Source organism: Micromonospora sp. NPDC049049 (genome assembly GCF_040649115.1).
Taxonomy (GTDB): domain Bacteria; phylum Actinomycetota; class Actinomycetes; order Mycobacteriales; family Micromonosporaceae; genus Micromonospora.
In genome coordinates, this window is the sequence record NZ_JBEZEX010000014.1 from 1 (window position 1) to 12449 (window position 12449).

Sequence of the window (12449 nt, forward strand, 5' to 3'; positions counted from 1 at the left end):
CCGAGATCCACAGGATCTCGGAGCCGGCGGTCCACCTCGGACCCCTGTCGCAGCGCGTCGTCACTCCCGCGTCCGGACGTCTACTCCTTCACACCGATGTTGTCGATCGGAGGGGCGCTGAGCAGCCGTCGAACCGGCCACACGGTGGTCGCCAGCGCCAGCAGCGTCGTGCCGCCGAGCACCGCCACCCAACCGAGCGGCGGAACGTACGGGATCGGGCTGCCGGTCAGTCCGTTGACGATCGCGCTCAGGGTCAGCGCCGCGATCGTCGCGCCGATCAGTACCGCGGTGCCGAGCAGTCCGACCTGTTCGGCCTGGACCATCCTCCGAATCTGACCGCGGGTGACCCCGACCAGTTGGAGCAACGCCAACTCGCGGCGGCGGGCCAGTGCGGCCATCACCATCGTGGTGGCCGTGGCCAGGGCCGCGTACCCCACCATCACGCCGATCAGCAGCCGGTTCAGCCAGGCGCCGAGCGCCAGATCGGTGCTGATCAGGCGGGTACGGGTGGCGGCGTCGAGAACCTCGGTACCTGGATGCCCAGCCGACCACCGGGCCAACGCGGTGTCGGCGTCCGGGCCGGCGCTGACGAGGACCTCGTCGTTGGTGTCCCCGGCCGTGTACCCGGCGACCGTCTCGGCGGCCAGCGTGACGTCGCCGAAGCCGAGGCCACGGCCGTAGATCGCGATGACGTCCAACGTGACCGGGGTCCCGTCACCCAGCCAGAGGTCGGCCCGACCGCCGACGTCCCAGCCGGACGAGGACGCCTGCATCGCGGACACGGCGACCGTGCCCGCACGCAGGTCGGCCAGATCACCCTCGCGCACGGCGAGGTCCATCGTCGACGTGACGCCGGCCGGGTCGACCGACTGCGCGCTGACCGGCTCGATTCCGCCGAGCGCACGCACCACCACCTGGGTACGGCGCACACCGGTGGCCGCCTGCACCCCGGTCAACTCGCGGATCTCGCGCGCCGCGTCCGCACGCAGCCCGCCGGGAGCGACAAGTACCCGCTCGGCGAGGGTTCCCGCGCTGCTCTGCATGGTGGTCTGCCGTTCCAGGTTGGTCTGTAGGAACCAGACCGAGCCACCGAATCCCACGGACAGCACGAGTGCGGTCAGAACGGTCGCCATGCCCTGCGCGTTGGCCCGCAGATTGGCCGCAGCCAGGTAGCCACTGACCCGCCACACCCTCGGCAACAACGGTGTGAGCAGGCGTGCCGCGTACGCGTTGATCCTCGGTGCGAGCAGCGCCACCGCGATGACGAACAGGTACAGCATGCCGACCGCTCCGGCCAGCGCTCCGGTCGACCCGGCGGCACCGAGCGTGAACGCCCCCGAGGTGCCGGCCGCCGCCAGCGTCAGCACGCCGGCGATCAGCCGCACCCGGCCACTACGCCGGGGCTCGACAGCGATCTCGCCGAGCGCCTCGATCGGCTTGATCGCGGTGACCCGGCGTCCGGCGACCACCGCGGCGAGCACCGCCACGAGGACCGCCGTACCGACCGCGGCCGGCACCGCGAACAGGCCGCCGGCCATCGGGAAGCTGGCCGGCACGAACCCCCGCCCGACCAACTCGCCGTGCACCCAGTGGGCGGCCAACAGACCGGCCGGGCCCCCGATCGCAGAACCGAGCAGAGCGAGCAGCGCGGCCTCGGCGATCAGCATGCGGCGCACCTGCCCCGGTGTGGCTGCTACCGCGCGCAGCAACGCCAAATCACGTCGACGGTGCCGGACGGACAGCCCCATGGTGCCCGCCACCACGAAGACGATCAGCAGGACGACGTACCCCCCAAAAGCCGACCCGGCCTCGATCAGCAAGGTCTGGGCGGCCTGGTTCTGCGACTGCTCGACGTTGCCACGGTCTTTCCCGGCGTATGTCGTGGCGCCGGCCTCCGACGCGATCTCGCGTACCGCGCCCAGGTCCGCGCCGGGCGCCATCCGCACGCCGATCGCATCCACCCGGCCCGGGTGGGCGGACAGCCGGGCGGCCTGCGCGTCGGTGAAGAACACGGACGCCGAACCGGTCTCGCCGGTTCCGCTCACCCGGTAGGACTGGCCGACACCGCCGACGACCAGGTCGATGCGGTTGCCGGGTGTCACGCCGAACCGGGTGTCGACAAGCACCTCGTCGTCGGCCCGTGGCGCGGCACCCGCGGTGATGGGACGACCGGTGAAGGTGTACGTGTCCCAGCCGTGTCCCACGGCAGCGGGTGAGCCGATGACCACCTTTTCGTCGCCGGTGACGGCCGTGACGCCCGGCACCTGGCGGATCCGGTCCACCACGTTCGCGTCCACAGTGCCGCCCTCTGGCAGCGTGACGGTGCTCGTGGTGGTGTCGCCGCCGAACTCCTTGAACGTGTGGCTGACCGTGCGGTTGGCGACGACCACGTCGGCCGACGCCCAGAGCCGTGGCTCCGCGCGGAAACGCAACCCGGACTCGACGAGCGTGCCCATCGCCACCAGGATCAGCACGCCGGCGATCAGGGCCAGCAGGGTCGCGGCGGCGGGTCCGGCGCGGTGGCGCAGCAGGCGGGCGGCGAGACCGATCATCGCAGTACCCGCCGATCCAGCGACGCCAGGTGCTCGGCGATACGGGCGGCTCCCAGCTGCGGAAGGTCGGCGACGATCGCACCGTCGGCCAATACGAGCACCCGGTCCGCGTACGACGCGGCGACCGGATCGTGGGTCACCATCACCACGGTCAGCCCGTGTTCGTCAACGACCGCGCGCAGCAGCGTCAGCACCTCCGCCGCGGTCCGCGAGTCGAGGGCGCCGGTGGGCTCGTCCGAAAAGATCACCTCGGGGCGGGTGGCCAGCGCCCGGGCGATCGCCACCCGCTGCTGCTGGCCGCCGGACAGCGCGGCCGGCCGATGGTGCAGCCGGTCGGTGAGGCCGACCCGCTCGACGACCTGGGTCAGCCAGGCCCGGTCCGGACGGACGCCGGCCAGGCGCAGGGGCAGCACGATGTTCTCCTCGACGGTGAGCGCGCCGATCAGGTTGAACGCCTGGAAGACGAACCCGATCCGGGTACGACGCAGCTCGGTCAGGCGGGTCTCGGACAGCCCGGACAGGTCGGTGCCTCCGATCATCACCCGACCGGAGGTCGGTCGGTCGAGCCCGGCCGCGGTCTGCAGCAGCGTGCTCTTGCCGGAGCCCGAGGGCCCCATCACCGCCGTGAAGGTGCCCCGTTCGAAGCTGACATCGACGCCGGCAAGCGCAGTCACCTGGCCACGGCCGGCGTCGTACACGCGGGTGAGGTGTTCGACGCGTACCGCCGGAGCGATTGTCTGTTCCGGATAATCCGGCATTCTGGTGGCCTCTCTCCGTGTCATCGGCAAGAACTGCGCGCACCAGAAACGCTATTGACGTGGGAGAACGGCAACCATCCCGCGGGCTGCCAGGTTCGGGTACAGCAGGCGCTACCGCCGATCGCCGTCCAGGTAGCGCAGCACGGCGGTGACCCGCCGGTCGGCACTGTCGTCCGGTGGAAGCTGGAGCTTCGAGAAGATGCTGCGGATGTGCTTGTGCACGGCGCCGTCGGTGACGAACAGCCGCTCGGCGATAGCGCTGTTGCCCAGCCCCTCGGCCATCAGCCCCAGCACCTCACGCTCACGCGGCGACAGCTCACTCAGTGCCGTGTCCGTCCGGCGGTTGCGGGCGAGCAACTGCGCCACCACCTCCGGGTCGATCACACTGCCGCCGTCCGCGACGCGGTGTAGCGCGGCGAGGAACTCCTCGACCCTGCCCACCCGCTCCTTCAACAGGTAACCGAGCCCGACGGCGCCGACCGAGAACAGGTCGGTGGCGAACGCCTGCTCGACGTACGCCGACAGGACCAGTACCGCGAGGCCGGGACGGCGCCGCCGGGCCTCCACGGCGGCCACGATGCCCTCGTCGGTGTGGGTCGGCGGCATCCGTACGTCCACGATCGCGACGTCCGGCGCGTGCTCGTCGACGGCGACCAGGAACTCGCCCGGAGTGCCGGCGGTGGCGACCACGTCCAGATCCTCCGCCCGCAGCAGCAACGCCAACCCCTCACGCAGCAGCGGGTCGTCCTCGGCGATCACGATCCGCATGGCAGCTCCACGTCCATTCTCGTCGGCCCTCCCGGCGGGCTTGTCAGCGTCATCCGGCCGTCGTACGCCTCGACCCGCCGGCGGATACCGGTGAGCCCGGAGCCACGTGTCTCGTTCGCACCGCCGTGCCCGTCGTCCTCAATGCTCACCAGCAGCCGGCCGCGCTCGCGGCGCACGGCCACGTCCACCTGGCTCGCACCGCTGTGCCGGACGACGTTCGTCAGCGCCTCGGCCACCACGAAGTACGCGGTGGCCTCGACCGAGGCCGCGCACCGCACAGCCACATCCACCTCCAGTCGGCACGGCACCGCGCAGCTGCTGGCCAGGCCCGTCAGCGCACCGGCGAGACCCCGGTCGTCCAGCACCGGCGGCAGGATCCCGCGCACCACCGTACGCAGCTCGCCGAGTGCCTGTTCCGCGGCGTCCTGCGCCTGCCCGAGGATCTCGTCGGCGCGGTCCGGATTGCGGCGCACGGCCCGCCGCGCAGCGCCGAGCAACACGTTCACCGCTACCAACCGGTTCTGGGTGCCGTCGTGCAGCGACCGCTCGATCCGGCGCAGTTCGACAGCGTGGGCGTCCAGCGCCGCGGCGCGGGTGGCGGTCAGCTCTGCCACCCGCAGCGACAGGTCGACACCCGGCGGTGGAGGCAGCAGCCACCGGCCCGGCCAGGCCTGGAGGCGGGCCAGGACCGGGCTGAACCAGATCGCGGCGGCCAGGCAGCCCACCCCGAGCACCCCGACCCAGAGCGCGTCGGACAGGCCATCGATGCGCCACCAGACGATCCCTGGCGCGGCGTCGGGGGGGACCAGCCGGTACCACAGCGGGAAGGTGCCGTCCTGCACCGCATAGAGCGGCAGTGCGATGCCGACCAGCCCGGTCACCAGGCCGACGAGCGAGTACAGCGCGACCCAGCCGAGCTCCCGGCGTACGAAGGGATCGCGCGTCGCCGTCCGCAACCCGGCCGGAACCGGCCCCGGCGTGGGGATCGGCTTGCCCCAGCGGGACAGCCGGGCCCGCTCGCGGTCGCTCACCCAGCGCACCGCCCGTAACGCACCCGGCGCCGCCAGCAGCCCCACCCCGCCCAGGCAGGTCACCGCCACGATCGCCGCCCAGAGCAGCGCGCCCAGCGCCAGCGTGGCGGTGCCCAGCCCTCCGACGATGTGCTCCAAGGCGTCGACCGAGGCGCGAACCCGGCCCCGCACGTACGCCATCGACCCACCTCCACCGCCAACATAGGCCACCGTAGGCCCCGCCCGGCGACGTCGGGGCGGAAGGTACAGCCTGCTGTACCCCTGTTGTCGAGCTGACGGGATCGTCTCCGCAGCGCCGCGTCCCTAGCGTTGACGGCGTCAAGAAACATTCGCCGAAGGAGGCAGTCATGACCGATCCGTACCGCATCACCGAGGCCCCGGTCGCCGCACCGAAAAGGCCGGGTGGCCTGCTGCGCCCACTGCTGTGGCTGGTGCTCTTCGTCAGCGCTGCGGCCAACGTGGTGCTCTCGACCGCAGCGGACAACCAGTGGGTCAGCTCGGCGTTCGGCCTGGTGGCGGTGCTCAGCGCGGTCGCGCTGATCGTCCACCACCGCCGTAACCGGACGCCGAAGTCGTAGGGACACCAACCTCATCACCGTCGCGCCGGGTGTGGGTCCCTGTGGTCGATCTCTTGACTTCCCTCACAGTCGGGCGTAAACAAAGCACAAGCAAAACGAAACGGCGGTGAAACAACATGTACGCCGAGGAACGACAGCAGGAGATCCTTCGCATCGCCCGGGACGTGGGCCGGGTCGAGGTGACCGGCCTGGCCGATGGGCTAAACGTGACGTCGGAGACCATCCGCCGCGATCTCACCATCCTGGAGCGGGCCGGGGTGCTGCGCAGAGTCCACGGTGGAGCGATTCCCGTCGAACGGCTCGGGTTCGAGCCCGCGCTGGCGGCGCGTGACGCGGTGCTCATCGAGGAGAAGGAGCGCATCGCCAAACTCGCCCTGAATGAGGTGCCGGAGGAGGGCGCGATCATCCTCGACGCCGGCACCACGACCGCCCGGCTGGCCCAACTGCTGCCGGTCGACCGTGAGCTGACCGTCGTGGTCAACTCGCCGGTCATCGCCACGACCCTCGGTACCTATGCCAACCTCAACGTCCTGCTGTTGGGCGGACGGGTCCGCGGGAAAACCCTGGCGACCGTCGACGACTGGGCGCTGTCACCGTTGGCGGACCTCTACGTTGACGTCGCGTTCATCGGCACCAACGGCATCTCTGTCGAGCGCGGGCTGACCACCCCGGACCCGTCCGAGGCGGCGGTGAAGCGAGCGATGGTCCGTGCCGCCCGGCGCACGGTGGTGGTCGCCGACCACACCAAGCTCGGCAACGACTATCTTTCCCGGTTCGCTGAGCTGGCCGACGTCGACCTGCTCATCACCGACAACCGTGCCGACCTCGACCTGGTCGGTGACCTGGAGTCCACGGGCGTTCGGGTGGCCCGCGCATGAGAGCGGGCCGGGCATGATCGTCACCGTCACCCTCAACCCCAGCCTCGACCGAGCCGTGGAGGTCGGCTCACTCACCCGGGGCGAGGTCATCCGGGCTGCCACCGCTCACCTCGACCCCGGCGGCAAGGGGGTCAACGTATCCCGTGCCCTGCTGGCCAACGGCGTGCCGTCGGTGGCGGTGCTGCCGTCCGGCGGTGACGAGGGAAACCAGCTCATCCGCCTCCTCAAGGCGGAGGGTGTGGAGGTTCTCGCGGTCTCGATCGCCGGAAGGACCCGTTCCAACATCACCCTGGCCGAGCCCGACGGCACGGTCACCAAGATCAACGAGCCTGGCCCGAGCCTGCGCCGCGCCGAGTTCGACGAGTTGATCAAAAGTGTGCTCGCCCGTGCCAGGGGCGCCGACTGGGTCGTGCTGTGCGGCAGCGTCCCGCCCGGCCTGCCCGCCGACGCCTACGCGCAGTTATGCCGGAAGCTGCGCGCCGCCGATGTCAGGGTCGCCGTCGACACCAGCGGTCCTGCCCTACGCGAGGCCGCCCTTGCCGGAGCGACAGTGCTCAAGCCCAACCGCGACGAACTGGCCGAGGTGGTCGGCAGCCCACTGAAGGACCTCGGCGATGTGGTTGATGCCGCTCAGTGCCTGCGGGCATGGGGCGCCGGCACCGTCGTAGCCAGCCTCGGCGCCGACGGCGCCGTCCTGGTCGACGCCGAAGGGATCCGCACCGGCACCTGCCCGGTAGCCCGGCCCCGTAGCACCGTCGGTGCAGGCGACGCGCTGCTCGCCGGGTTCCTCGCCGCGGGCGCACAGGGTGCCGCGGCCCTCGCCGAAGGCCTGGCCTGGGGCGCCGCCGCGGTGAGCCTGCCCGGCAGCCGGATGCCCGGTCCAGCGGACCTGCTCCGCCACGACGTCACCATCCACCCCTAGCCGGACGAGCTTCTTCCCCCGCAGCCGTCTGGACCGCCCCTCGATGAAGGAGATACCCCCGTGACCTCCTCTTCCTACACACCAGAGGTGAAAGGTCAGGGCCTCAAAGCCACCGTGCAACGCCTCGGCGGCTACCTGGCCGCGATGGTCATGCCCAACATCGGCGCGTTCATCGCCTGGGGCCTGATCACCGCACTGTTCATCCCGACCGGCTGGATCCCCAACAAAACCCTGGCCGAACTGGTCGGCCCGATGATCAGCATCCTGCTACCGGTGCTCATCGGCTACACCGGCGGCCGGCTGGTCCACGGCCAACGCGGCGCCGTCGTCGGCGCGGTGGCGACCATGGGCCTCGTCGTCGGCGCGGATGTGCCGATGATCCTCGGCGCGATGATCATCGGGCCGCTCACGGCGTATGTCCTCAGGCTTTTCGACGGTCTGATCGAAAACAAGATCCGCCCCGGCTTCGAGATGCTGGTCGACAACTTCAGCGCCGGCATCATCGGTGCCGGGATGGCCATCGGCGGTGTCTACGGCATCGGCCCCGTGGTCGAATGGCTAACCAAGCAAGCCGGCTCGGGCGTCGACTGGCTCGTCGGCAAGGACCTGCTGCCGCTGACCTCGGTACTCGTCGAACCCGCCAAGGTGCTCTTCCTCAACAACGCCATCAACCACGGCGTGTTCGGCCCGCTGGGCATCGCCGAGGCGGCCGACAAGGGCAAGTCGATCCTGTTCATGATTGAGTCGAACCCCGGCCCCGGCCTCGGTCTGCTGCTCGCCTTCATGGTCTTCGGCCCCCGCGCGCTGCGCCCCAGTGCCCCGGCCGCGATCATCGTGCAGTTCCTCGGCGGCATCCACGAGATCTACTTCCCGTACGTGTTGATGAAGCCGAAGCTGATCCTCGCCGTGATCGCCGGGGGTGCGGCCGGCGTCGGCACCTTCGTGATCACCGGTGCCGGACTGGTCGCCACCCCCTCGCCGGGCAGTATCTTCGCCTACCTCGCCGTCACCCCCAAGGGCGGCCACTTCGGGGTCATCCTCGGCGTCGTGATCGCCGCCGCCGTCACCTTCGCGGTCGCCTCAGCCCTGCTCGGCTTCGGCCGCGGCGAGCCCGCCGCGGACGCCGCCGGCCCGGACGAGGAGACGGCTGTCCGTCCAGACGAGGAGAAGGATGTCGACCCTGACGAGACCCTCCACAAGTCGGCAAAGCAGGAGGTCTGAATCCATGCCCACCATCAACGGCACCGAGATCAAGAAGGTCGTCGTCGCCTGCGACGCCGGCATGGGCAGCAGCGTGATGCTGGCCAGCCAACTTCGGCGGCAACTGGCAAAGAACGCGGTGACCGTCGAGCACACGCCGGTCAACTCGATCCCGGCGGACGCGGACGTGGTCGTCTGCCACCAGGGGCTCGCCGCGCGGGCCCGGGTCAGCGCACCCGACACGGTCATCGTGCCGATCCAGGTGTTCATCGGCGACCCGGCCGTCACCAGGGTCGTGAACGCGGTACAGCGCGGTGGTGAGCTGAGTGGCTGAACTGCTGGCCCGTGACGCGATCCGGCTCGACGAGCGGGCCGGATCGCGGGACGAGGCGATCAGCCGCTGCGGCGCGGTACTCGTCGAGATCGGCGCGGTCGCCCCCGCGTACGTCGACGCGATGCTCACCCGCGAGCAGAGCGTCTCCACGTACATCGGAGAGGGCGTCGCCATCCCGCACGGCACGCTGAACAGCAAGGAGTCCGTCCAGCGCGATGCCCTCGCGGTGCTGCGCTTCCCTGACGGCGTCGACTGGGACGGCTTCGACGTACGGGTCTGCGTCGCCATCGCCGCTGCCGGCGACGGGCACGTGGACATCCTCGCCCAGCTCGCCTCGGTGCTGATGGACCCCGCCCAGGCGCAGCGGCTACGCGAGTCGACGAGCGTCGATGACGTCATCACCATCCTCGAAGGGAAGCCCTCGTGAAGGTTGTTCGATTCCACGCGCCCGGTGACGTCCGCATCGAGGACGCGCCCGAGCCCACCCCGGGCCCCGCCGAGGTGAAGATCCGCGTCCGCGCCTGCTCCACCTGCGGCACCGACGTGAAGATCTCCCGCTTCGGCCACCACCACATCGCCCCGCCGCGCGTCATGGGCCACGAGATCGCCGGTGAGATCAGCGAAGTCGGTGGCGACGTCACGGGCTGGCGGCCGGGGGACCGGGTTCAGGTCATCGCCGCCATCCCGTGCGGTACGTGCGCCGAGTGCCGGCGCGGCCGGATGACCGTCTGCCCCAACCAGGTGTCGATGGGATACCACTTCGACGGCGGGTTCGCCGAATACCTGGTCGTGCCGCACAACGTCCTCGCCGTCGACGGGCTCAACCGCATCCCCGAGGAGCTCAGCTTCGCCGAGGCGTCCGTCGCCGAGCCCCTCGCCTGCGTCCTCAACGGCCAGAACCTCGCGGGTGTGGGGGAGGGCGACGACGTGGTCGTCGTCGGGTCCGGGCCGATCGGCTGCCTGCATGTGCGCCTGGCCCGTTCACGCGGCGCGGCCCGGGTGTTCCTCGTGGACCTCAACCGCGAACGCCTCGACCTGGCCGCCAACCTGGTCCAGCCGGACGCGGCGATCTGCGGTGCCGAGACCGACGTCGTCGACGCGGTGCTCAAACTCACCGAAGGTCGGGGTGCCGACGTCGTCATCACCGCCACGGCCGCCGGCGTCGCCCAGGAGCAGGCGGTGCAGATGTCCGCGCGCCAGGGTCGGATCAGCTTCTTCGGTGGCCTGCCGAAGGACAAGCCCGTCATCTCCCTGGACTCCAACCTCGTGCACTACCGCGAGCTGACCATCGTCGGCGCCAACGGCTCCAGCCCGGAGCACAACAAGGAAGCGCTCCGACTCATCGCCAGCGGCGCCGTGCCGGTCGCCGACCTCATCACCCACCGCCTGCCGCTCGACCGCACCCTCGACGCCTTCGGCATCGTGGCGCGCGGCGAAGCGATCAAGGTGACGATCGAACCCTAGGGGGATCCGTTGCCCAGCAGAACAGTCCTCGTCGGCTCCGCCAGCGGGCTGCACGCCCGCCCGGCGGCGCTGTTCGTCGCCGAGGCGGCGAAGCAGCCGGTGCTGGTCACCATCCGCACCGGCGACAAGAAACCCGTGCCGGCCCGCAGCATGCTCGGCGTGCTGTCGCTCGGCGCCAAGAAGGGCACCGAGGTCACCCTGGAGGCCGACGGCGACGACGCCCAGGCCGCCGTCGACACCCTGGCCGACCTCCTCGAACGCGATCTCGATGCGTGAACTCCGAGGGATCGGGGCCAGCCCCGGTGGTGCGGCCGGGCCGGTCTACCGGCTGGCCCCGCCTCCGGCCCTGCCGCCGTTGGCGCAGACCGTTGATCCCGACGCCGAGAAGATCGCCGTCCGGGCCGCGGTCGTCGCCGTCGCCGCCGACCTGACCCGTCGCGCCGACACCGCCCTGGACGCGACCGCCGCCGAGGTCCTGCGCGCGCAGGTCATGATGGCGCAGGACGAGACACTCGTCGACGCGGCCGACATCGCCATCGACGGCGGTGCGGACGCCCCGCACGCGATCACCGACGTGCTCGCCGGGCACCGGGCCGCCTTCGAAGCCGCGGGCGGGTACCTCGCCGAGCGGATCAGCGATCTCGACGACCTGCGGGACCGCCTCGTCGCGGCGTGCCTGGGGCAGCCGATGCCGGGCGTTCCGGACCCTGGCCATCCGTACCTGCTCATCGCCCGCGACCTGGCACCCGCCGACACCGCCGGCCTCGAACCGGGCCTGGTGCTGGGCCTGATCACTGCCGAGGGCGGGCCGACCAGCCACACCGCGATCCTGGCCCGGACACTCGGTATCCCGGCCGTGGTCCGCTGCGCGGGCATCCTGGACGTGACCGACGGCGCGTTGGCCAGTCTCGACGGCGCGAGCGGTGTCGTGGTGGCCGGCGTCTCCGCAGACACGGTGACCGCCGTCAACGCGGAGCGGCTCGCCGAGATCGAACGCCGCGCCCGCTCTCAGGGCCCCGGGCGGACCGCGGACGGTCATCCCGTCGCGCTACTGGCCAACATCGGCTCCGTCCGCGACCTCACCGGCGAGGTGGAAGGGGTCGGCCTGTTCCGCACCGAGCTGCTCTACCTCGACCGCAGCGACCCGCCGTCGTACGAGGAACAGGTCGCCGCGTACCGCGACGTCTTCGCCGCGCTGCCCGGTCGCAAGATCGTTGTGCGTACCCTGGACGCCGGCGCTGACAAGCCGCTGCCGTTCCTGCGGCTGGCCGAGGAACCCAACCCCGCGCTGGGCATCCGTGGTCTGCGGGTCGCGCGGCAGGCACCGTCCGTACTCACCGCGCAGTTGGCCGCGATCGCGGCGGCGGCTGCGGCGACGGACGCCGACGTGTGGGTGATGGCGCCGATGGTCGCCACGGCGACGGAGGCGGCAGCGTTCACCGAATCCTGCCGCGAGCACGGCCTGGCGACCGCCGGCGTGATGATCGAGGTGCCGGCCGCGGCCCTACGCGCCGACCAGGTGCTGTGCCACGCGGACTTTCTCAGCGTCGGCACCAACGACCTCAGCCAGTACACGTTCGCCGCTGACCGCATGTGCGGCGACCTCGCTGACCTGCTCGACCCGTGGCAGCCCGCGCTGATCGCGCTCCTCGCCTCCTGCGCGGCAGCGGGCGTCGAGGCGGGCAAGCCAGTCGGCGTGTGCGGAGAGTCCGCAGCGGATCCGCAGTTCGCCCTGGTGCTGGCTGGCCTGGGCATCACCAGCTTGTCCATGGCGCCCCGCAGCATCCCGACGGTGCGCGAGTCCCTGGCCGCGCACACCCTGGACGAGTGCCGCCAGATCGCCGAGGCGGCCCTTGCCGCTCCCAGCCCGGAGGCAGCACGGACCGCGGCGGCCGATGCTTCGCGTCAGCTCCGCCTCGGCGAGGGTGTGTCCGTGCGGTGAGCCGGTAACGGTCACCGGCGAT

General features: G+C 71.2%; 13 protein-coding genes. 9 read left to right on the forward strand and 4 right to left on the reverse strand.

The window, feature by feature from the left end; all coding sequences use genetic code 11:
• Window positions 1–80 precede the first annotated feature (80 nt).
• From AB0B68_RS16160 to AB0B68_RS16175, 4 genes are all read right to left on the reverse strand, one after another.
• The gene (locus tag AB0B68_RS16160; protein WP_357260650.1) at window positions 81–2552 is read right to left on the reverse strand and encodes an FtsX-like permease family protein; all 2472 of its coding nucleotides are present in this window, start codon (window positions 2550–2552) and stop codon (window positions 81–83) included.
• Window positions 2549–3310: an ABC transporter ATP-binding protein gene (locus tag AB0B68_RS16165; RefSeq protein WP_357260653.1), complete on the reverse strand. Its 762-nt coding sequence runs from the start codon at window positions 3308–3310 to the stop codon at window positions 2549–2551. Before AB0B68_RS16165 ends, AB0B68_RS16160 begins: the two co-directional genes overlap by 4 nt.
• A gap of 111 nt (window positions 3311–3421) precedes the next feature.
• Entirely contained in the window at window positions 3422–4078 is a 657-nt protein-coding gene (locus AB0B68_RS16170) for a response regulator transcription factor (protein WP_357203586.1), read from the reverse strand.
• Entirely contained in the window at window positions 4066–5289 is a 1224-nt protein-coding gene (locus tag AB0B68_RS16175) for a sensor histidine kinase (protein WP_357203583.1), read from the reverse strand. Before AB0B68_RS16175 ends, AB0B68_RS16170 begins: the two co-directional genes overlap by 13 nt.
• Before the next feature lie 167 nt (window positions 5290–5456).
• Here AB0B68_RS16175 and AB0B68_RS16180 point away from each other — a divergent pair, with 167 nt between their 5' ends.
• The 9 genes from AB0B68_RS16180 (at window position 5457) to ptsP (ending at window position 12427) form a co-directional block, all read left to right on the forward strand.
• Window positions 5457–5687: a hypothetical protein gene (locus AB0B68_RS16180; RefSeq protein WP_357203580.1), complete on the forward strand. Its 231-nt coding sequence runs from the start codon at window positions 5457–5459 to the stop codon at window positions 5685–5687.
• A 116-nt stretch (window positions 5688–5803) separates the two neighbouring features.
• Complete coding sequence (locus tag AB0B68_RS16185; RefSeq protein ID WP_357203577.1) at window positions 5804–6565, forward strand: DeoR/GlpR family DNA-binding transcription regulator; 762 nt, start codon at window positions 5804–5806, stop codon at window positions 6563–6565.
• A gap of 13 nt (window positions 6566–6578) precedes the next feature.
• Window positions 6579–7487 (forward strand): 1-phosphofructokinase, encoded by a 909-nt coding sequence (pfkB, locus tag AB0B68_RS16190; protein ID WP_357260656.1) that lies wholly within the window; start codon window positions 6579–6581, stop codon window positions 7485–7487.
• Window positions 7488–7547: 60 nt separating this feature from the next.
• On the forward strand, window positions 7548–8708 hold the full coding sequence (locus AB0B68_RS16195) for a PTS mannitol transporter subunit IICB (protein WP_357203571.1): 1161 nt from the start codon (window positions 7548–7550) through the stop codon (window positions 8706–8708).
• A 4-nt stretch (window positions 8709–8712) separates the two neighbouring features.
• Window positions 8713–9021, forward strand: coding sequence for a PTS lactose transporter subunit IIB (locus AB0B68_RS16200; protein WP_357203568.1), 309 nt, complete (start codon window positions 8713–8715; stop codon window positions 9019–9021).
• Window positions 9014–9448 carry a PTS sugar transporter subunit IIA gene (locus tag AB0B68_RS16205; RefSeq protein ID WP_357203565.1) on the forward strand — a complete coding sequence of 145 codons (435 nt, stop codon included), beginning with the start codon at window positions 9014–9016 and terminating at the stop codon, window positions 9446–9448. Before AB0B68_RS16200 ends, AB0B68_RS16205 begins: the two co-directional genes overlap by 8 nt.
• On the forward strand, window positions 9445–10485 hold the full coding sequence (locus tag AB0B68_RS16210; protein WP_357203562.1) for a zinc-dependent dehydrogenase: 1041 nt from the start codon (window positions 9445–9447) through the stop codon (window positions 10483–10485). The genes AB0B68_RS16205 and AB0B68_RS16210 overlap by 4 nt, the downstream gene beginning before the upstream one ends.
• Before the next feature lie 9 nt (window positions 10486–10494).
• The gene (locus AB0B68_RS16215) at window positions 10495–10761 is read left to right on the forward strand and encodes an HPr family phosphocarrier protein (protein WP_357203559.1); all 267 of its coding nucleotides are present in this window, start codon (window positions 10495–10497) and stop codon (window positions 10759–10761) included.
• Window positions 10754–12427, forward strand: a complete 1674-nt coding sequence (gene ptsP / locus AB0B68_RS16220; protein WP_357203556.1) for a phosphoenolpyruvate--protein phosphotransferase — start codon at window positions 10754–10756, stop codon at window positions 12425–12427. The genes AB0B68_RS16215 and ptsP overlap by 8 nt, the downstream gene beginning before the upstream one ends.
• Window positions 12428–12449: the final 22 nt, after the last annotated feature.

What these genes read in the sequence shown, in the direction of transcription:
- AB0B68_RS16160 (WP_357260650.1), bottom strand. Translation starts at nt 2,552, where the DNA reads ATGATCGGTCTCGCCGCCCGCCTGCTGCGCCACCGCGCCGGACCCGCC.
- AB0B68_RS16165 (WP_357260653.1), bottom strand. Translation starts at nt 3,310, where the DNA reads ATGCCGGATTATCCGGAACAGACAATCGCTCCGGCGGTACGCGTCGAA.
- AB0B68_RS16170 (WP_357203586.1), bottom strand. Translation starts at nt 4,078, where the DNA reads ATGCGGATCGTGATCGCCGAGGACGACCCGCTGCTGCGTGAGGGGTTG.
- AB0B68_RS16175 (WP_357203583.1), bottom strand. Translation starts at nt 5,289, where the DNA reads ATGGCGTACGTGCGGGGCCGGGTTCGCGCCTCGGTCGACGCCTTGGAG.
- AB0B68_RS16180 (WP_357203580.1), top strand. Translation starts at nt 5,457, where the DNA reads ATGACCGATCCGTACCGCATCACCGAGGCCCCGGTCGCCGCACCGAAA.
- AB0B68_RS16185 (WP_357203577.1), top strand. Translation starts at nt 5,804, where the DNA reads ATGTACGCCGAGGAACGACAGCAGGAGATCCTTCGCATCGCCCGGGAC.
- pfkB (WP_357260656.1), top strand. Translation starts at nt 6,579, where the DNA reads ATGATCGTCACCGTCACCCTCAACCCCAGCCTCGACCGAGCCGTGGAG.
- AB0B68_RS16200 (WP_357203568.1), top strand. Translation starts at nt 8,713, where the DNA reads ATGCCCACCATCAACGGCACCGAGATCAAGAAGGTCGTCGTCGCCTGC.
- ptsP (WP_357203556.1), top strand. Translation starts at nt 10,754, where the DNA reads ATGCGTGAACTCCGAGGGATCGGGGCCAGCCCCGGTGGTGCGGCCGGG.